Origin of the sequence: Haloarcula halobia (assembly GCF_029338255.1) — an archaeon.
Classification (GTDB): domain Archaea; phylum Halobacteriota; class Halobacteria; order Halobacteriales; family Haloarculaceae; genus Haloarcula; species Haloarcula halobia.
Genome location: NZ_CP119788.1, coordinates 19,917 through 37,899 on the forward strand (window position 1 = coordinate 19,917; position 17,983 = coordinate 37,899).

The 17,983-nt window shown below is 55.3% G+C and carries 15 protein-coding genes and 6 pseudogenes; 6 read left to right on the forward strand and 15 right to left on the reverse strand.

Annotated features, from left to right (window positions below; all coding sequences use genetic code 11):
- Positions 1 to 24: 24 nt before the first annotated feature.
- Positions 25 to 186, forward strand: a pseudogene (locus P1K88_RS18530) (transposase); the annotation flags it as partial.
- 308 nt (positions 187 to 494) lie between these two features.
- Positions 495 to 1,755, forward strand: a pseudogene (locus tag P1K88_RS17755) (RNA-guided endonuclease InsQ/TnpB family protein).
- A gap of 1 nt (position 1,756) precedes the next feature.
- Here the strand turns inward: P1K88_RS17755 and P1K88_RS18610 are convergent.
- The gene (locus tag P1K88_RS18610) at positions 1,757 to 1,927 is read right to left on the reverse strand and encodes a hypothetical protein (protein WP_473092256.1); all 171 of its coding nucleotides are present in this window, start codon (positions 1,925 to 1,927) and stop codon (positions 1,757 to 1,759) included.
- Positions 1,928 to 2,239 carry a DUF8065 family protein gene (locus P1K88_RS17760; RefSeq protein ID WP_276414200.1) on the reverse strand — a complete coding sequence of 104 codons (312 nt, stop codon included), beginning with the start codon at positions 2,237 to 2,239 and terminating at the stop codon, positions 1,928 to 1,930. It abuts the gene before it with no gap.
- A 212-nt stretch (positions 2,240 to 2,451) separates the two neighbouring features.
- On the opposite strand from P1K88_RS17760, the gene P1K88_RS17765 reads away from it, so the two are divergent.
- The 3 genes and pseudogenes from P1K88_RS17765 to P1K88_RS17775 all read left to right on the forward strand — a co-directional run.
- Positions 2,452 to 2,820 carry a UPF0175 family protein gene (locus P1K88_RS17765; protein WP_004966860.1) on the forward strand — a complete coding sequence of 123 codons (369 nt, stop codon included), beginning with the start codon at positions 2,452 to 2,454 and terminating at the stop codon, positions 2,818 to 2,820.
- Complete coding sequence (locus P1K88_RS17770) at positions 2,817 to 3,332, forward strand: PIN domain-containing protein (RefSeq protein ID WP_276414232.1); 516 nt, start codon at positions 2,817 to 2,819, stop codon at positions 3,330 to 3,332. Before P1K88_RS17765 ends, P1K88_RS17770 begins: the two co-directional genes overlap by 4 nt.
- An 80-nt stretch (positions 3,333 to 3,412) precedes the next feature.
- Positions 3,413 to 3,796, forward strand: a pseudogene (locus P1K88_RS17775) (transposase); the annotation flags it as partial.
- Between the two features lie 380 nt (positions 3,797 to 4,176).
- Here P1K88_RS17775 and P1K88_RS17780 read toward each other — a convergent pair.
- The 13 genes and pseudogenes from P1K88_RS17780 to P1K88_RS17845 form a co-directional block, all read right to left on the reverse strand.
- Positions 4,177 to 4,502 (reverse strand): annotated as a pseudogene (locus P1K88_RS17780) (site-specific integrase); the annotation flags it as partial.
- Complete coding sequence (locus P1K88_RS17785; protein ID WP_276414201.1) at positions 4,499 to 4,957, reverse strand: hypothetical protein; 459 nt, start codon at positions 4,955 to 4,957, stop codon at positions 4,499 to 4,501. The gene P1K88_RS17785 and the pseudogene P1K88_RS17780, both read right to left, overlap by 4 nt.
- Positions 4,958 to 4,960: 3 nt before the next feature.
- The gene (locus tag P1K88_RS17790) at positions 4,961 to 5,500 is read right to left on the reverse strand and encodes a DUF7342 family protein (RefSeq protein ID WP_276414202.1); all 540 of its coding nucleotides are present in this window, start codon (positions 5,498 to 5,500) and stop codon (positions 4,961 to 4,963) included.
- 70 nt (positions 5,501 to 5,570) lie between these two features.
- Positions 5,571 to 6,098, reverse strand: coding sequence for a PIN domain-containing protein (locus tag P1K88_RS17795; RefSeq protein WP_276414233.1), 528 nt, complete (start codon positions 6,096 to 6,098; stop codon positions 5,571 to 5,573).
- Positions 6,095 to 6,631 carry a DUF7437 domain-containing protein gene (locus tag P1K88_RS17800; RefSeq protein ID WP_276414203.1) on the reverse strand — a complete coding sequence of 179 codons (537 nt, stop codon included), beginning with the start codon at positions 6,629 to 6,631 and terminating at the stop codon, positions 6,095 to 6,097. Before P1K88_RS17800 ends, P1K88_RS17795 begins: the two co-directional genes overlap by 4 nt.
- A 498-nt stretch (positions 6,632 to 7,129) precedes the next feature.
- Positions 7,130 to 7,813 (reverse strand): hypothetical protein, encoded by a 684-nt coding sequence (locus tag P1K88_RS17805; protein ID WP_276414234.1) that lies wholly within the window; start codon positions 7,811 to 7,813, stop codon positions 7,130 to 7,132.
- Positions 7,719 to 8,921: a transposase gene (locus tag P1K88_RS17810; protein WP_276414235.1), complete on the reverse strand. Its 1,203-nt coding sequence runs from the start codon at positions 8,919 to 8,921 to the stop codon at positions 7,719 to 7,721. The genes P1K88_RS17805 and P1K88_RS17810 overlap by 95 nt, the downstream gene beginning before the upstream one ends.
- A 161-nt stretch (positions 8,922 to 9,082) precedes the next feature.
- Positions 9,083 to 9,484 carry a DUF7970 domain-containing protein gene (locus P1K88_RS17815; protein WP_276414236.1) on the reverse strand — a complete coding sequence of 134 codons (402 nt, stop codon included), beginning with the start codon at positions 9,482 to 9,484 and terminating at the stop codon, positions 9,083 to 9,085.
- A complete protein-coding gene (locus P1K88_RS17820; protein ID WP_276414208.1) occupies positions 9,477 to 10,415 on the reverse strand; it encodes a ParA family protein in 939 nt (312 codons plus the stop codon). The genes P1K88_RS17815 and P1K88_RS17820 overlap by 8 nt, the downstream gene beginning before the upstream one ends.
- Positions 10,416 to 11,106: 691 nt before the next feature.
- On the reverse strand, positions 11,107 to 12,087 hold the full coding sequence (locus tag P1K88_RS17825; RefSeq protein ID WP_276414237.1) for a GDP-L-fucose synthase family protein: 981 nt from the start codon (positions 12,085 to 12,087) through the stop codon (positions 11,107 to 11,109).
- A pseudogene (locus tag P1K88_RS17830) lies at positions 12,084 to 13,144 on the reverse strand (GDP-mannose 4,6-dehydratase). The gene P1K88_RS17825 and the pseudogene P1K88_RS17830 overlap by 4 nt, the downstream one beginning before the upstream one ends.
- Before the next feature lie 209 nt (positions 13,145 to 13,353).
- Positions 13,354 to 15,739, reverse strand: a pseudogene (locus P1K88_RS17840) (sulfatase-like hydrolase/transferase).
- 485 nt (positions 15,740 to 16,224) lie between these two features.
- The gene (locus P1K88_RS17845) at positions 16,225 to 16,431 is read right to left on the reverse strand and encodes a hypothetical protein (protein ID WP_276414212.1); all 207 of its coding nucleotides are present in this window, start codon (positions 16,429 to 16,431) and stop codon (positions 16,225 to 16,227) included.
- A 68-nt stretch (positions 16,432 to 16,499) separates the two neighbouring features.
- On the opposite strand from P1K88_RS17845, the gene P1K88_RS17850 reads away from it, so the two are divergent.
- Positions 16,500 to 17,864: a sulfatase-like hydrolase/transferase gene (locus P1K88_RS17850; RefSeq protein WP_276414238.1), complete on the forward strand. Its 1,365-nt coding sequence runs from the start codon at positions 16,500 to 16,502 to the stop codon at positions 17,862 to 17,864.
- The last annotated feature ends 119 nt before the right edge of the window (positions 17,865 to 17,983 follow it).

Consider the following 17,983-nt stretch of genomic DNA (forward strand, 5'->3'; position numbering starts at 1 on the left):
CTGTCGTTCCGAACTCCTGATTAGCCGACGTTCTCGGTCCGATTGTTCTACTTCCTGTTCGCGGTCTCTCTGTACAACCTGTGGGTGTTGGCGAACGTCCTTCTCTCGAGTGGAACGATTCCGAAGAAACCGCCCCTCTCGACCCGAATCTTCCGGCTTTTCGTCCTCCCAACGGACTACGGCTAGCGGCTGAGTCACACCGACCGGGACGACCGGTCAGAACACCCCAACTGAGTGGCAACGCTCGGGACCGCCGCCGAGCGGCGGCGGTCCCCCGATCTTCCGGTTCTGTTCTGTGAGTTTCCGTTTTGGAATCGCCTCAACTGAGCTGTCGGAGGAAACTACCCTCTTCCGGCCTCGATTTGATTCGGCGTCTACTGTTCACGGCGGGGATGAAGCCGACAACTGGGGACCACGCCACGCTGGGAGCCACGGCTGGATATTCCACGGAGTGACGCCCAACTTTTATATAAGCAAACAGACCATGCTTACATATGGCGGATCGGGTCGTCACACGGACACTCAAAGCGAGTGTGACGAATCACTCGCAAGTCGCTGAGGACCTCGATTCGCATGGCTTCGCTGCCAGTAAACTGTGGAACGTCGGCCGGTGGACGATCTCGCGCGTCTGGAATGCTATTGACCACATTCCAGACGCCGATGAACTCTGTTCGTACCTCAAAGACCACGACCGCTATGCGGATTTGCACTCACAATCCAGTCAACGAGTTCTTCAGGAACTCGGTGAAGCGTTCGTCTCGTGGTATGAACAGGACGATCCAGACGCGAACCCACCCGGCTACCGCAAACATGGCGACGAACGCCCACGCTCGACCGTGACGTGGAAGAATCAGGGCTTCAAACTCGATACGCAGTACAACCGTGTTCGGCTTTCCAAAGGCACGAACATGAAGGAATCCCGGTACGCCGCAGACTATATCCTCTGCGAATACACGCTCCAGACAGACGACCAGACGCTCGACGCTGTCGAGAGCGTCCAGACCGTGCGTGCTGTCTGGAACGGGGATGCGTGGGCTCCACTTCGTCTGCAAGATGCGGATTGAGACGCCCGAAACACCCGGCGAGAGAACCGCAGGTATCGACCTCGGCATCTGCAACACTGCGGCCGTCTCTCTCGGTGACGAGACACTCCTGTATCCGGGCAACGCTCTGAAAGAAGACGCACACTACTTCCGCCGCGAGGAATACGAGACGGAAGGAGCTGATGGCCCGAGCGATAAAGCAGAGTGGGCGCGGCAGACGAAATCCCGGCGACAGGACCACTTCCTGCACGCCCTCTCAAAAGACATCGTAGAACAGTGTGCTGACCGTGACGTGGGAACGATAGCGGTGGGCCACCCGAAGAACATCCGCGACGATGAAGATTGGGGACGGCACGGGAACAAGCGGTTGCACGACTGGGCGTTCGAGGCGCTGCTCAGCCACATCGAGTACAAGGCCCAAGAACGCGGCATCGACGTCGAGCGTGTCGATGAAGCAGCGCTGAAAACGTCGAAAACGTGCTGCGAGTGTGGGACTGAAGCCGACTCGAATCGTGTCGAGCGCGGCTTGTACATCTGTGAGAATTGTGATCTGCTCGCTAATAGTGACCTGAACGCGGCGGAGAATATGCGATCGACGGTAACTCCGAGTCCTGCGAAGGATAGGAGTAACGGCTGCTTGGCACAGCCATCGGTACGCCTGTTCGACAAATCAACGGGGCGAGTCGTCCCACAAGAACAGGTCGTCCCGTAGACTAGAATATCCCAACGTGGGAATCCTCGCGCTTCAGCGCGGGGAGGATGTCAAAGACGTTCGTCGTCGTGAGACCGACGTGTTTCGTTATTTGAGTCCACAAGGAGCTATTCGCAACAGCGATCAGCGTGTCCGTGTCGACGAGGATCGGATACCGTGTATCGGTAGCCATTTAGACGAGGTAGTCACTGGTGTCGTCAGTGGCAGCCTCACGGAAGGCGTCAATATCCTCTTCGAGGAAGTCAAGTTCGTCACCGAGAAGCACCCGAGCAGCGTCCTCAGAGAGGTCACCTGCCGAATAGCGCTCGTAAATCGCGATTTTGTCGTCGTCCGTCATCGATCGTCGAAGCATCTCAGTTAGCCCCTCACGTGCGAGTTCGCTGATATTGATGCCGCCCAGATGGACGGAATCCAGTTCGGTTGCCGCTTCTTTGAGCGGGCCAGCACGGAATTTTATCGTATCGTCGAGCGATTCCTGACTCATAACAGGAGATACACGGGCCGGTTTGATAAGTTGTTCCCCTGTGTGTGAACACTTGGGTACAGAAATCAAGGATTGGGAGGTTTGTTCGACTCTCCTCACGACCAGATCTGCGTTCCGTCACACGGCACAGTAGTTGAGGCCGGTCATCTCAATGCATATGGCAGTCTGGCGCAGTTCATAAATAGTATGAAGTCGTAGTCTTGGAGAGAACGATGGCACGAATTACCGGTTCCTACCCAGATGACCTCGACCTCCTCATTGAGGGTGCTGTCGAGGCTGGTGTCTTCGGGGGCAAGAGCGATGCGTTGCGCGAGTTCGTGCGTGAATACTTCGAGGACCACGAGAACGAACGGATTGCAGCTGCGGTCGCCCTCTACGAACGCGAGCGGATCACACTCGGTGATGCTGCGAGACTCGCTGCTGTCGACCGCTGGACGATGCGTGACATCCTCCGTGAGCACGGTGTTGAACTTCGCCTCGGGCTCGTTGACGAAGACGACGCAGCCTACGAGGTAGAGGCAGCACGCGAACTCGAATTCGATGATGAGGACTCGTCTGATGAGGAGCCACGTGCTAAATGACAGGTAACGATCTCCCAGCGAACCCAAGCGTCTTGAACACGACTGTTCTCTCGAATTTTGCGTACATCGATCAGCTGTGGATAGTTACTGACCTTTCTGGAATCTGTACGGTACCAGCCGTTCGTGAGGAGCTCGAAAACGGCGTCGATAATCACCCATATCTCCAGGAAGCACTCGATACGCTTGATGACGAAATCCAAGTTGCGACGATTTCGGATACTGTCGCAAACAGAGAAGCCGTTGTTGGTGGACATCTCGACCCCGGGGAAGCACAGGCGTTCGCCCTCGCCGACGCACACGACGGTCGACTGCTGACAGACGACGGCGATGCCCGGTCGTTTGCGAAAGACCAGGGCGTGACCGTTGTCGGGTCGGTTGGGGTTCTGTTGGCTGCAATCGATGCTGGGAAGATCGATGAAGCCACTGCTGACGAGTGGCTATCGACGTGGATCGATGAGATCGGCTACTACGTCCCGTATCGGACGATCTCGGAGTTCGAAACGCCTGATTAGTGTGACCGTGAACACATCTATCTCGCAACGGTCTGTCGAAGAGAACGAGTTCTTGGCTGTGAAATGTCCAGTGTCTCGCAGTGGCACCAACCAGTGAGTCTCGCCGGAGTGTCTTTCGTCGGATCGCTCGGAAATCGCACGTCGAGTGGCCGGCGTACGACTCGACCCCGTTGTATGACCGGAGTTCGCTAACTGGACTGGAGTCGGACCTTCGTACTGTGTCGGAAGCGTGGTTCGATCACGACGCCCATACCCCCGTTGAGCTGTCCGTCTGTACGGTTCCGCTGGCCTACTTTCGATTCGATCCTCACGATCGCTACGCGAATTCGACACGCTACGAGATGAACACGCTCTTTCGCCTGTTCGTGCTGAAAGAACTCCACGGGTGGGACCACGAGACAGCACTCGTTGAGTACCTCAAACATCGATCTGTTATCGGTGAGCAACTGGGTATCGAATCGATTCGATCAGTCGACGAAAATCATTAGGAAGCACTACGACCCACGAACCAAACGTCAGCGTAAGGAAGACCGTTCACAGTCAGTTAGAGACGCGTGGTCAGGGTGAGGGATGTAGACCGATTCCTCAGGCAGATAGGGACGCTGCTGTTCCACCTTCTCACGCTCTGTCTGTTGATCGTAATGACGGTCCACGACATTCATACAATCACTGACAACACGCTCAGGCGTACCGGACTGCAAATGGTACGTGATTGATCCACGGCGAATCGAATGTGGACTCAGCGCTGACGTACAGCTGTAGGCATACTCAGTCGGCCGTGCATCACAGGTCCCGATATCATGGTCGTGGGGAATCGATTGGTGCACGACAGCAGGCAGAATCAGCCAAAGCACGCTGAGATATACGCGTTGTAGGTCTGAACCGAGGTCTGTTTGAGTCCCCGATCTCCGGCGAGGTGTCGAGCGTATTCCCGGAAGACACGCTCGTCGAGATCCTCGAAGGTGGGGTCGCGGTCAAGATTGCTGGGGACGATCCCGGTCCAGTCGTTGTCACCCCGGTCGCCGGCGGCCCACTCGGCGAACCGCTCAGCTCGCGAGCGGCGTTTCGTCGATAGTTCCCGCCGTCGCCACCGCGGCCTTTCCCCTTATCATGCAGATAGCGCTCGAAGGAACTCGTAAGTGACTGATTCTCGCGTTCTTTCGGTATCATGAGTCCTCGTTCGCGCACTGTATATTCGGACGGACATCCTCGAGGAGTGCTTCGACAATCTCCCAAAGGATCAGCGAAGGAGTCTCGTGTTCAAACGTGATACCCCATCGGTCCTCGTCGTCGACGGCGGAGTACTGGAAATGCGTCCTCCCGAGATTGGGATGGTCCTCGTCTTGGTGCCAGCCAGCGTGAAAACCCGTGTTTGGGTTGGTGTAGTTGACCCGGAACCAATCGTGTGGCTCCTGTCGATACCACTTGATGGACAGTTCCGGCGATTCAGGCCCTGTCGAAGGATCGAGACGGGCTGGATCAAACCGTGCCTGCAGCTGCTTGGCCTCGATATCATCAGGAACGAACTCGACCGCCGTAATCTGTGGCACACGGCCGAGGACGTCTCGCTTCATCTGGGCACAGAGGTTTGCGTTTGGGTCACTACCTGGACGCGGGACCGACATCCGTCAGCTGCTGGCCTCAGCGGGCTCTGTTGTCGGAGTGAGGAAATCCCATTCACGGATGGCGAAGCCGACGATTTCGATGCGCCGTTGGAGGTGTTCCCACTCGCGTGCAATCTCACGGCGACGGCTTTCTTCGTCGGCGTCGAGAGACTCTTCGGCGAGCGTTCCGCGAAGGTGGTTTGGCGACTCGACGTCAAATTCACCCTCCCAATCGCGAATCTGCGCCTTCATATCGGCGAGACGGTCCGTGAGTTCCTCAACAGTGTGTCCGCTGTCTCGAAGCCGCATCGCCTCTTGCATCGCTTGGCGTCGGTAATCTGGGTAGTACGTCGTATGAGTACCGCTTTCGTCACAATGGAGGATGCCATCATCGACGAGCCGTTCGAGGACACGCTTGGTCGGCTCGTGTGACCAGCCCGCTTCGGAGGCGATCCAGTTGGCTGTCCGCGGCTCCGACAGCTGCCGGGCGGTCATCCTCACCCGGTCTTCACCCGTGGTCTGGCGCTCCATCAGATCCCTGGAGTTCGATTCGTCTTCGGTCATACGTTACCGTTCACGCTGTATCTCGATATAGATTGAGGTCTTTCGCTCTATATCGGATTACAGGAGGTGGTCACCGGAATTCGTCGGCTGTGAGCGTTTCGAGATACGCGACGCTGACGTACCGAAATTCGAGACAGTCACTGAAGCCGTGCTGTGAAAGGAGCGTTTCTGCCGCCTGCCCCGCCGGTTTGTCGGTCGTCAAGAGAACAACGTGGTCGGCCACCTCTGTGTCGAGGACCTGGGCCGCAAGTCCAACGAGCGCCGTGTCAGCTTTCTCGATGACGTCTTCGTCGCGGTCGGTTTCGTTGGCGATGAAACGACGTGCCTTGTCCATCACCGTCGAAACGAGTGGATTGGTGTAGTCGAGTTCGTTGGCGACGACAATCCATCCCTCCTCGAATCCATCGGGATAGGGAATATTCCCTGAGGGATACTCGTCTGCTGCCGGATCGCCCCCAAGCTCTTCGTAGACGCGCTGCGGGACACGCAACGAGACACCTGCTTGTCGAAGTGCCCGACGAAGTCGTTGAAACTTGTCCTTGTCCGAGCCGCCACACCGTACAAAGACGCCGGTATCGGCGATGTAGACGGTTGTCATGCAGCCGCGTCGGCGTACTCGGTCGCAACCGGCTCCAGCGCTTGGAGAATAATCTCTGCTTCCAGCGGTGAGAGATCGAGTTCCCGGGCCGCAATCCGATGGTTGACCGTTCCGTCAACGAACTCGTAAGCGTATTCAAGCGCGACGGCGAGACCGTCGAGGCCATGGCGCTCGATGTAGACATCGATGTCTTCGTCCTCTTCGCGGCGAGCAACGGCTGCGATTAGTCCTGGCGTAATCGTTTGCGTTTCGCCGTCCGTCGAGAGCGTGAGTGCAATCGACTCGGCATCGTATTCGTACGGGCGCTGCTCACGGGCTTTCTCCACTAAGCCAGCGGTTTCGAGATTTTGAACGTAGTCGTAAGCGGTCCCCTGTGGGATGCCGAGTTCGGTGACCATCCCGGAAACAGTCACTGGGCCGTGTTGCAAGATGTAGGCGTACAACCGAGCGAGTGTCGGCGTTTCGAGGAGGTCGACGACCGTCTGAAGCTGCTGAATCGGTGGTCGGCCCGACCGGGACGGTGATTTCGCCATCTCTATTACGAATTATGGGTAATTCATAATAAGACTTCCGTCGAGGAAGCGGACCTCGAGATCATTCCGAGATTCGAAACCGGAAGACGCTTCCAGCGGCTTTACCCTGGGGAAGCGCCGTTCTGAGTCGATTGCGGCATTCGTGCTTACCCGACAGCGGCGGGGTACTCCAAACTGGTTGTGATTACTCGACTAATCATGACCATACGCGTATTCACTCGAAGTGCCGAATTCTGGCGTATTAACTTCTAGAAACGAGATATCCTTGTGTGTAAACTATATATTGCTATATCAATGCTAATCTGTGGCGCTGCGAATGCCGCCGAATCCGTGCACGAGAACCACCTCTCTCGGTGGAAGTCGGGCCAGTGTACCAGCTGATCAAGAAGTTACGACCGCTACTCAGCGGTGGTGAGTAGCGGTCGGACAGGAGAGACCGGGCAAATCAGTCGACTTTGACAGTGATGCCTCTCACGAAGGGCTGCCACGGACCGGGATTTACAGCAATGCGCTCACCTCCCGGCGAAGGAATGCACGAAACCGCGGGGCCGTCACCCGCGGTTTCGTGCGAAACTCCACGACATCGATCAATGTCTGGACCAAAAAGTCCACCAGCAACCACAGATCGTATAACAGTACCGCGAATCCGAAGTGAAACAGCCGAATCGAGAAGTTCGTCGAGGTGGTCCACGGTGCGAACTCCTTGATCTTGCTGTAGGCGGTTTCGATGCCACCTCGACGGCTGTAGCGGTTGATCTGTTTCTTCGCCCACCGCCGATCGAGACCAATCTCGTCGTTGACGTCGAGATTGGTCGCAAACACCTGCGGCTCTTCGCGGTCCTCGTCTGGCGGGAGACCGACGAGCGTTGTCTCGGTGCTACTCTTCGTCCCACCGTGTTTCACCGGCCCGTATACAGCGTGGTCGTGTTTGACTGTCACCTGCTTGTTGCCGTCTACGTCCTCGTTCATGCGCGCGATGAACCGCTTGACGCGGTCATCGCGCCGTGCCGGGATTACGTAGAAGATCTCGCTGTTCCAACGTCGAGAATACGTCGGTCGCGTAGAACTCACGATCGGCGTACAGCCGTCATATACGGATCCGACAGACATCGTTGACGTGATCGACGAGTCGGCGAACGACGTCGCCGACTCGGTAACTCTTGTCTTTGCCAGGGTACGCATCGGAATCGTGGTAGTCAGCGTGGCCGACTGGGAGCATTCCGGCCGCGAAGTGAACGTTGTCCCCGACAACGTTCGCGGTCGCAAACTTGTAGCACCAGTCGTAGGATTTGTCCTCAGGAGCACCCTGCACACGAACGAGTTCCTCGCGCTCTCCGTAGAAGGCGACGTAGGTGATGTCGATTGACAGCATGACCGGTGTCTCGAACTCCAGACGGGGCTTGGCCCGCGTCAAGACGCGGGCCGCGCCCTGGTTGACCATCTCAGCGATGTCCGTCGGAGAAAGGTCTTTGATCGCCTCCAGCAGTGTTTCGCCACTCGGTCCGTCCTCGTAGAAGGGGTCGTCGAGAGCCGGATCTGGGTTGACGAAATCACCATAGGTCTCGGCACCGCCGTTGGCGGCGGTGCCTGTCACTCCGAGACAGGCCTCCAGGGTTAGCAGTTCTTCGTCATCGTAGACTAGATCGTCGGGCCGATCGAGCTCGAATGCAGGTAACACGACTGTCTGGAGTTCGTCCAGCAGGTCCCTGGTTTTCCGGCGAAGGAGACGATTGACGGTGCGCTTCGAGGAGCCTGTCGGCTCCTCCGAAGCGTTGGTTTCGTACGGTGCTCCGATTGGACTACCGCGCTCAGCGGCCAACTGCTGGATCTGACGAGCACTCGTCTCGATCGTCGAGCGCAGTTCGGCAAGCCGTCCGCTCCAGGCGCGTGAGATCGCACTCCGTGAGGGGGGATTGTCTGGTTCGAAGCCCAGATTAGCGGCAAGTTCGGGGTCAGCATCGAGCGTCCGATGGAGCCAGCCATCGGACGCGTCTTCCAACTCCTGCAAGAGGAGTGCCCCAACCATCGCCGCGAACGGCTTGGCGGGACGCCAGTCGGGGACGGGATCTTCGTGGGTGTAGCGGTCGTACTCGAGTTGGGTGACGAGGTCGGCCGCGACGGTCGTCTCGTCGACGACCACCGCGGCCTGCTCTGTCAACGGTAGTTTCCCGATCGAGAGCGGATCGATATTTTCTCGATGCTCGTCGACTGATTGTCGGTCGCGGCTGTCATCAGCAGCCGCAACCGGATCTGACCGGTTTGTCACATCGGGGGACAACTTGTCCCCCACCGGTCACTTCACCGATCACAATCCCGTGCACGGGTTCTGTCATTCGCAGCGCCACTAATCTGAGGTCTTGACTTAGCTCGCCATACAAAGCGGAGAATCCAGCCACTTTGGGCCCGATGTTTAGACGATTCTGAAATAGATATCTATTTTAGAATAGCTTACTATCTATTCGATTCTGGAGAAGCAGATTTTCGAGCTTGTTCGAACCGTTCACTCACTTCTTCCACTAGGTCTTCTTCCACGACTGTCCGCAAGAGGGCATCGGTCATCTCCCGGACTACGATGTTCTGGTAGCCCTGCTGGTTGAGCTCGCGTTCCAGTTCGTACTTCAGCCAGGAATCGAAGTCCTCTATCGTTGTCTTCCGGGCGTAGAAGGGACGCTGTTTGGCGGCTTCGTAGCTAAACGCAGTATCGGTCATCGGATCCCGTCGTTCGACCGGTTCCTTAGAAGCCGTTTCCTCGGTTGTCCCTGATTCAGGTGCCTCATCCATGTCCTGTGGTTCGTCGTCCGGTGAATCCTCTAGCGTCTCTCCAAGATCGGCGAACGGATCATCCTCAGTCATGGCGGACCACCTTCCCTGCCTTGACAATGTGTGCTAATTCGTCGAAACACTTCAACTGGTCACAGTCTGGATCGTAGTCCAGAAGTGGTTTGCGCTCTCCGTAGGCCTTCGTAATGCTAGTACGGTCCCGAATGCCTGGTGAGGGTTTGAGGTCGCCGGCGTCGACGGCCTCCCAGTCCGTGATTCGTGCGAAATTTGGGATGCGGTCTTGGAGGCTATCATGGGAGTTGAGCCGTTCGAGCAGCTGCCGATCTTGGGTCTGCTGGTCGATACGACCGCTCAGCATATTCGGAACCAGCGCAAGGACGTCGACGTCCATATGCTGACGGAGTGGTGAAATCTGTCGTTCGATGGTTCGTTCAAGACCGGCCATCGCCTCGTTACCGGGTGCGAGGGGAAGGACCAGGTTCGCCGTCGCGACCAGCGCGTTATCTGTGAGTCGGGACCGGTAGGCCGGCGAATCTGTGACGATGTAATCGTATGTGTCCCCGAGAAGTGGATCGACGACTTCCCGCTTGAGCAGCGCAGAGGGTTGGAACACGTCACCAACGACGATCTCCCGCTCTACCTGTTCTAAGTCTTCACTCGAAGGAAGGATATCGAACTCGTAGCCGGTATCATAGACGACAGAAGTTGGGTCGGCATCATGGAAGAAGACGTCGCCGATTGTCTCCTCCGTGTTGTGATATTGATCGTCAAACCCTAAACCGACGGACGCGTGGCCGTTCGGGTCGAGGTCGATGAGGAGAACATTGTGGGCTTGTGCAGCCAACTGGCGTGCCAAATTGACTGCAACCGTTGATTTGCCCACGCCCCCCTTCAGCATACAGACCGAAACAGCACGGTTGTTCCCGTCGGTACGTACCGAGTTGTATGGGACATTTGGGCTTTTTGTAGTATCTATTCTATTCACGCTATTTGGCCCACTCATACTATTCACCAATATCTCCCCTCTCGGCTTAATTCTATGGTAAATAGTTTGAATAGCATTCTATTTTATATATTTAATATATTTTTGAATAGCCTTCTATTTTGGAGTAGATGGGTAGAAGAGCCGAACGCAGGATCAGGAAATAAGCCCAATATTGAGCCGTCCAGACTCGATAAGTCGGAGGATTGGACCCCTCGAAAGCTTCGAAATGGAGAGACTCAGTAGCACCGTATAATCCGAATAAAGTGAGGTGATCTGCTCGCTAACGCCGAACCGATATCGCTCACCTATTCAAACACAAACGGCTCTAAATTGCTCAAAATTGAGTTCTTTCGTCGATCTTCGAACCTCCTTGAGTTCAGACGCAAACCATTGGGGACGTAGTTTATCCCGCTAGTATCGCCCATTCCGACATTATATCGGGGTGATCGTAGGCGCCCAAAGAGGGCTCAATAGTAACATCGGCGCCTACAATCTGATGGATGGTCCCTCGGAACCGCTCTCTTTTGACCCAGTCACCTGAGACAGACCACTCGCCAGTGGCTGGCTCGTAAGTCCGCTTCGTCAGCACCACGGCATCGTCGGCCAGGACGACCAAACTGAGACCATTGGAACCGAGCAGACAACAGTCTACCAGTCCTCTGGTGGAATGTAGCCTGGATTACCAGGGGGTTTGTCGCCGTTGCCAGAGTTACCCATTGAGTTGTACACCTCCGGCTGGATGTTGATCTCGGACAGACTCGTACCAGTTAATTGTCTCTTGGAGACCCTCTTCGAAATCGATCTTGGCATCCCAGTCGAAATACTCCTTGGCGCGACTGATGTCCAGTTTCCGTCGAGGCTGTCCGTCCGGTTTCGAGGTATCCCACTCGATGTCACCCTCGAAATCCGTCAGCTCCGCGATGGTCTCGACGAGATCACGGATACTGACTTCCGCACCACTCCCGAGGTTGACCGGTTCGCTCCGGTCAAGTTCTTCGGTTGCGTTGAGGATGCCACGTGCGGCGTCAGTCACGTAGAGGAACTCACGCGTCGGCTCACCGGATCCCCAGGCGGTGATTGAATCGTCGCCGCGATCTCGGGCCTCTATGCACTTGCGGATAATAGCTGGGATAACGTGGGCAGATTCGAGGTCGAAATCGTCACGAGGCCCGTATAGGTTCACCGGCATTAGATAGATACTATTAAAGTCGTACTGCTTCCGGTAGGCCTTCGACTGAGTGAGCAGGGCCTTCTTTGCGATGCCGTAGGGAGCGTTGGTTTCCTCCGGATAGCCGTCGAAGAGATCCTCCTCAGAAAATGGCACCTCCGTGTGATTCGGATACGAACAGATCGTTCCTAAGATGGTAAATTTCTCGACGTCGAACTGCCGGGCCATCTCCATGAGTTCGATACCCATAACGGCATTGTCGTAGAAGTAACGTCCTGGATTCTTTCGGTTCGCGCCGATGCCGCCAACGGTTGCCGCGAGATGAATAACAGTGTCAGCTCCGGATTTGACGAATGCCTGGCGAATTGCAGCCCGCTCACGGAGGTCGTACTCGTCGCTTCGGGGGATGAATACATCAACATCGTCGGAGCGCGTGCGCAGTTCCTCCACTAGGTGGCTGCCAAGAAAGCCACTGCCACCAGTCACCATCACTGACCGGCCGTCCCAGAAGTCGTGGATCATCGCCAGTCCACCCGACCGTACCACGACGGTTTGTTGTTCGCGTACCAGTCAATGGTCTCTCGAATGCCCTCACGCCAGGAGACTTGCGGCTCCCAGCCGGTTTTCTCGTGGAGTTTCTCGTAGCCGACCAGCAACTCTTCGACGTCACTGTCACCGGGGCGATACCGGTCCTCGTCCTGGACGATGTCTGGACGTTCCCAGTAATCGTGTTCGTTGCCTACGTCGAGGATGGTCTCGGTCCACTCACGCATTGAGATGTTCTCACCGTAGCCGTAGACGTACTGCTCACCAGGGTTACCACCGAGTGCGACGTGGAGATGCCCACGAACACCGTCGCTGACGTAACACATGTCCCGCTTTGGCTGGAGGTTCCCAAGTTCGACGATGTCCCGCTCAGCGCCTGCGTGATGATTGTACCCGTGATGTAGCGAGGGTTCTGTCTGGGGCCGTAGTTGTTGAACATCCGCGTCGTGACCGCCGGCAATCCGTACGCGTCGTTGTAGTTCATCGTGAGGAAGTCAGCGGCGAGTTTCGACGTGGCGTAGATGCTCGTGGGGTTGACCGGCGACCGCTCGCTGAGGAGGACGCGGCCGTCGTCTTCGTAGTCATGTTTCTCAGTCATCTCCTCTTTGACGTTCCCGTATTCCTCGCTCGTGCCTGCGGTGTCGAACTTCGCGATGTCGAGGTCAAGGTCGACAATGGTCTGGAGGAGATTGAGTGTTCCAGTGACGTTGGTGTCGACAGTCTCGTAGGGGCGGTCCCACGACTCGCCAACGTGGGCCTGTGCCCCGAGGTGAAACACAAGCGTTTCGGTGTGGTCGGTAAACGTCGAGAGAGCATGGTGGACGGAGGTTTTGTCCCTGAGGTCACCACGGTGGACGGTAATATCATCCATCAGATGGCGGATATTGTTGAGCTCGCCACTGGAAGTGGCCCGAACGAAAACGTGGACGTCGGCACCGTGTTCAACGAGGGTATCGGTCAGATGAGAGCCGACGAACCCATCTGCACCTGTAACGAAAACCGGCCGCTCCGAGAGTTCAGATTCAACGTTCATACCAGTAGCAATACGTATTTATCCGCTTGATATTGTTCTTACTATCGAATAGCCGACGCTAACAAAGTTCCAGGACTGATTGGCGTCGGTGCTGGCTTAAACGTCTACTGGCATCGGTAAACAGCATTATTCGGTCGGGGATGCGGCAAGAATATTTTCATACGCGGCGGCAATAGTGTCGATTCTCGTCTCGCGGTCGAACATTGTTTTCACACGTGTCGCAGCGTTCGCCCCAAGCTCCGCACGGTATTCGGGGTCAGAGAGGAGTCGATCCAGTGCCTTCGCTGGGCCGACGAGTTCCGTGGCGGCACGGTTATTCCCGTTTTGCCGTCCTGGCTGACCCACGGCACGCCTGTCGGAAGACTCGTATTGACGACCGGCATCCCGTACGCCATCGCCTCCAACTGTACGATTCCGAACGCTTCACTTGCTTCAACCGACGGGAGGGCGAAGACGTCAGCCGTGTTGTAACAGTAGTGGAGCTTTCCTCAGAGACGTGGCCCAGAAACGTAACGCGGTCGGTCAGCCCGTGGTCTCGGACACGTGCTTCGAGTTCGTCCCGGCGTTCGCCGTCACCGATGATCAAGAGTGTCGCGTCAATATCGCGCATGGCGTCGATGAGATACTCGGTTCCCTTGTAGTAGTTGAGGCGCCCGACGAATAGCACCCGCTTGCCTGGTTTGCCTGGGAGGTCATAACTCGCCCCCTCGTACTGACCGAACTTCGACGTCTCAATAGACAAGGGAACCACCCTACACTTGTGTTCATATTGCTTGAGGAACTCGGAGTTACCAATCATATTTGGGGAGGTCGCGAAGATACAGTCGACACGATCCAGAAACGTGTGTAGAAGCGGAGCGTACAGTTTGAGTTCCAGTGCTTGCCGGACGATATCGCTATGATACGTGACGACCGTTGGAACGTCCCGCGGTGCCGCGAGTAGGTGAGAGATGACGCCGATCGGGTTTGGGACGTGGTGGTGAATCAGGTCTGCAACCGTCGCCTCCTGCCTAAAACGAACCGGAAACGTGGGAGCGAGCGGGACCGAGCGAAACGTGCCGAGACTCGTGGTCCGACAGACCGAAATGCCATTTACCCTGTCCTCTTGGCCTCGCCCTTGCGACTGGGCGGCCAGCACCCGTACATCGTATCCGTGCTCGAATAAACCCTCGGCGGTCGCTTTGACTGTCTGTTCAACCCCACCGATATGAGGCGAGTAGAACTTATTGACTTGGAGGATTCTGGGCCGTTCCGCACTAGATCCCGTCATGCGTCGGGACTCACTTGTAGCCCAGGTCACGAAGCCGTTGTGAGACAGCTCACTCTCGATTTCTTCGCCGGCTGTTACTCGGGCGTTTTGAATTGAGTCGTTGTGCTCTCTGATCTGGTCATCGAAGTGCGCACGAACGTCCGGTGCGTCGTCGCTTACATCCCTTTTCGGGTCGTCCGACTGCCGGTCGTAGAGTCCGCTCGTCTGTACATGGTCTTCGTCGTCCAGTTCGATCCGATAATTGTATCTGGCTGACCGAGCGGCGACCCGCCGTGTGTCCCTAGCATCGTTCTCCCCGCGACACTCCGCGATACCGACGGGTGCTACATCGGTGTACTCGCTACTCTCTCTCGGGAGCGCTTCACCAGAAAAGGTCGGCGGAACCGAACAGCCCGAACAGTTCAGTATCGTTGGGCCGATGTCAAGGTTCTCAACCGGCTGGTCCACTCGCTGGTCCGCTGGATATCCACCGCCAAGCACGAATAGTGGTACGTGAATCAATTCTTCATAAGGGTGGCGGGGATGGCCGTAAACATCGTGTTGACCGAATGCCTCGCCGTGGTCGGCGGCGACGATGACGAGCGCGTCTGACAGCAACCCGCGGTCTGCGAGTCCGTCAATAAACTCGCCAATCATCGCGTCCGTATACCGTATCTCGGCGTCGTAGAGGTCGACCAGCAGTTCGCGATCTTCTGCGTTGAGTGACGAGGGGTTGTCGACCATCTGTCGCCAAAGCCGTTTGGCTGACCGCTTCCCGATAGATTTGTCTGTGAAGTGTGATTGGAACGATGCCGGAGGCTGATACGGACCGTGTGGGTCCATATAATGGACCCAACAGAATCGGGGACGGTTCGGTTCCGAGTCGAGCCATTCAAGTGCCCGTTCGTTCAGGTCACCAGCACGAGTATACGGTTCGGTCCGAAAATGATTCACGACGCGATGGAAGAACGTCACAAGACGATTCTGTGCGAGTGACAGAGAATCGTCGAACACGTCGAATCCCTTATCGAACTCGTATGCACGGGATAGATACGGATTCGAGTGGAACCCAGCAGTCGTAAATCCGCTGTCAGATAGAACCGTAGCGATAGTTTCGCGATCGTCCGGTACTGGACCAATATCGGGAGCTGGGATGGATATTGTGAGAAGAACAACGACGGCATCGACTCCCGTGTATGGGAACTCTGGGCGACGGCGTTCGTGTACAAAGTACCCCGGCGGCGGAGTTCGTCCAATCGAGGTGTGGTGTTCCGGTCGTATCCGAGACAGCCCATGTGTCCGGCAGTGAGTGAGTCCACGGTGAGAAGAACAACAGGATCCACCATCTACTCGTGATGTTGACGATTTCCTGTATTGTGCTTTTTCATTTCATTGGATTCTAATTCCAGGAGTCTGTGCCGGCATAATTACGCCTGACTGTTGAAACACCAAACTCAAATATATTTGAATCTGGGGACAGACACCCGTTCCGTGATGGGTTCCTCCAAGGGATCCAACAGCAACTGGACGACGAACTCGGATGGCGGAAGGAGTACCGGACGAACGGCGTGGGATTGCCGCCAGAGTACGGAGATGTCATCGGTTGACCGCCTCGCTTCGGCGAAGCGAGACTGTCCGAGAGCGATAGCTCCGGTTGCTTATGTCCGATATCGACAGTAGCTTCCAGTCGCCTGATCTATCGTTCCCAACTGATTCCTGCCAACCGCTATGAGGGCCCTATTATAGCGCTTGCTGCGTGAACTGCGGCGATACTACTTGATCTTTACCGATAGAACGGACATCTAGCGACTATACGCGCCTACATCTAAGCTTAGAGATATCCGAGGTCCCGAAGGCGTTCCTCGATGTCTGGTTCTGAGTCAATTTCGACCCGCTCACGTTGAACGATTGGTTTTACTTTCTCCGCGATCTCCGAGAGAAGCTGGTTGATATATTCACCGGTCGGCATGTCTTTTTGTCCCGCACGTTCTGCTAGAACAGTATAAACGGCTTCCTCTACTTCGACTCTTTCTCCCATGACTGATACTCTTTACTCGAAACTTATAATTCGAACTGCTTTTGATGGTCTCTCTATTTGCTTAATCAATGACTAGGAAGAATATTGTACTCGCTGTGGCTGACACGATGTCGGCATTCCACCTTCCATACTACGGCTATAATCGTGAGACTGCACCATTCATCTCAGAACTTATAAAAAAGAGCTGGGTTGCGGATTCGGGTTACGCGAATGCGCCGTTTACTGGTCCGTCCCATGCCTCCATTTTCACGGGCAATTTGCCACATGAACATAATTTCACCACCGAAACAATGTACCTGACTGGATGTGACCTCCTTACGCAATTGCAACACCAAGGATACGAGACTATGGGTATCACAAACAACTCCTTCATCACTCCGGAGTTTGGTTTTACCGGATGGGACAAACATACCGAGATCGAAGATTTTGAGAAGTTTGTCGGCTATCCTGCACTTCAGGCCCTCTTCAAATCTGATGGTCAGCCGTCTCCATCTGAACAAATAAAAACGCTGGTCAGAGAAGCGTGGTGGAAACGTGACTTCATTTCCCTTGAAAAAGCAACCAGGCTAAAATTAGGGAAAAATCCCTTGTCGCCTTTCCCCGACGCGGGTGCTAGAGTAACCATCAAGAGGGCTAAACAATGGATGCAACAAACCGATAATCCGTTCTTCCTTTACCTGAATTTTATGGAGACACATATGCCGTACGACCCGCCAGATGAATTTGCTACTGAATTCGTATCTGATCCAGTCAAGGCTAAACGAAAACTGGCTGACGGCTACCGGATCGGTAGGAATAGAAAGAGTTTTCGGTGGGAAGAGAAAGACGATGATACAATCAGAGCAGCGCGCGCTCTGTATGACTCTTCAATCCGGTATCTCGATTCTCAACTGAAGCTACTTTGGGAATGGATTCAGACCAACAAACAGGACACTATTTTCATTCTCATTAGCGACCATGGGGAACTTATTGGGGAACACGGTATGCAGGGCCACCAGTGTGGTATTTGGGAAAAGCTACTCCGTGTCCCGATTATTATTCACGAACCCGGCGTTCCAGCTCAAACTGAATCAAATAACGTAGCGCTTCGGGATTTGTATGGGTTTCTGACGAATGGACTAAACGTAAACGATCTCGGCAAAAGGCGAGTATTTGCAGAATATTATGGCTACGGAAAATTGCTTGCAAATGAAGACGTTAATTTTAATCAGTATCAGGAATCCGAGCACAAATATCTCCACAACCGGGCGAAAGCAGTAATTGATGGGGCAACCGGAGTTATCCTGCAATCCCACCTAAACAATCAAAAATTCCAATTAGGTTTTAATTCTGAACGACTCAACGACGAAATAAGCTATTCATCCCTCCAAAATTGTTATAAGGCGATTGCAAACGAATTCAGCATCGTAGACATGACTGAACTTTCACTGTGACTGTTTGTGATCTGTTACGGGACTAATTGACGGATGAGCCGTCAACCGATCGCTCTGGCTCCGCTTCGTCGCCAACTAGTGCATGTAACAAGATTCGCAGCCAGATGATAATTGAATAA

Bases quoted from the DNA above. Each gene is read 5' to 3' on its own strand.
- P1K88_RS17805 (WP_276414234.1), bottom strand. From the start codon at position 7,813: ATGCGTACCCTGGCAAAGACAAGAGTTACCGAGTCGGCGACGTCGTTC.
- P1K88_RS17815 (WP_276414236.1), bottom strand. From the start codon at position 9,484: ATGACTGAGGATGATCCGTTCGCCGATCTTGGAGAGACGCTAGAGGAT.
- P1K88_RS18610 (WP_473092256.1), bottom strand. From the start codon at position 1,927: ATGGCTACCGATACACGGTATCCGATCCTCGTCGACACGGACACGCTG.
- P1K88_RS17770 (WP_276414232.1), top strand. From the start codon at position 2,817: ATGACAGGTAACGATCTCCCAGCGAACCCAAGCGTCTTGAACACGACT.
- P1K88_RS17820 (WP_276414208.1), bottom strand. From the start codon at position 10,415: ATGAGTGGGCCAAATAGCGTGAATAGAATAGATACTACAAAAAGCCCA.
- P1K88_RS17765 (WP_004966860.1), top strand. From the start codon at position 2,452: ATGGCACGAATTACCGGTTCCTACCCAGATGACCTCGACCTCCTCATT.
- P1K88_RS17845 (WP_276414212.1), bottom strand. From the start codon at position 16,431: ATGGGAGAAAGAGTCGAAGTAGAGGAAGCCGTTTATACTGTTCTAGCA.
- P1K88_RS17760 (WP_276414200.1), bottom strand. From the start codon at position 2,239: ATGAGTCAGGAATCGCTCGACGATACGATAAAATTCCGTGCTGGCCCG.
- P1K88_RS17785 (WP_276414201.1), bottom strand. From the start codon at position 4,957: ATGTCGGTCCCGCGTCCAGGTAGTGACCCAAACGCAAACCTCTGTGCC.
- P1K88_RS17850 (WP_276414238.1), top strand. From the start codon at position 16,500: ATGACTAGGAAGAATATTGTACTCGCTGTGGCTGACACGATGTCGGCA.
- P1K88_RS17795 (WP_276414233.1), bottom strand. From the start codon at position 6,098: ATGACAACCGTCTACATCGCCGATACCGGCGTCTTTGTACGGTGTGGC.
- P1K88_RS17800 (WP_276414203.1), bottom strand. From the start codon at position 6,631: ATGGCGAAATCACCGTCCCGGTCGGGCCGACCACCGATTCAGCAGCTT.
- P1K88_RS17790 (WP_276414202.1), bottom strand. From the start codon at position 5,500: ATGACCGAAGACGAATCGAACTCCAGGGATCTGATGGAGCGCCAGACC.
- P1K88_RS17825 (WP_276414237.1), bottom strand. From the start codon at position 12,087: ATGATCCACGACTTCTGGGACGGCCGGTCAGTGATGGTGACTGGTGGC.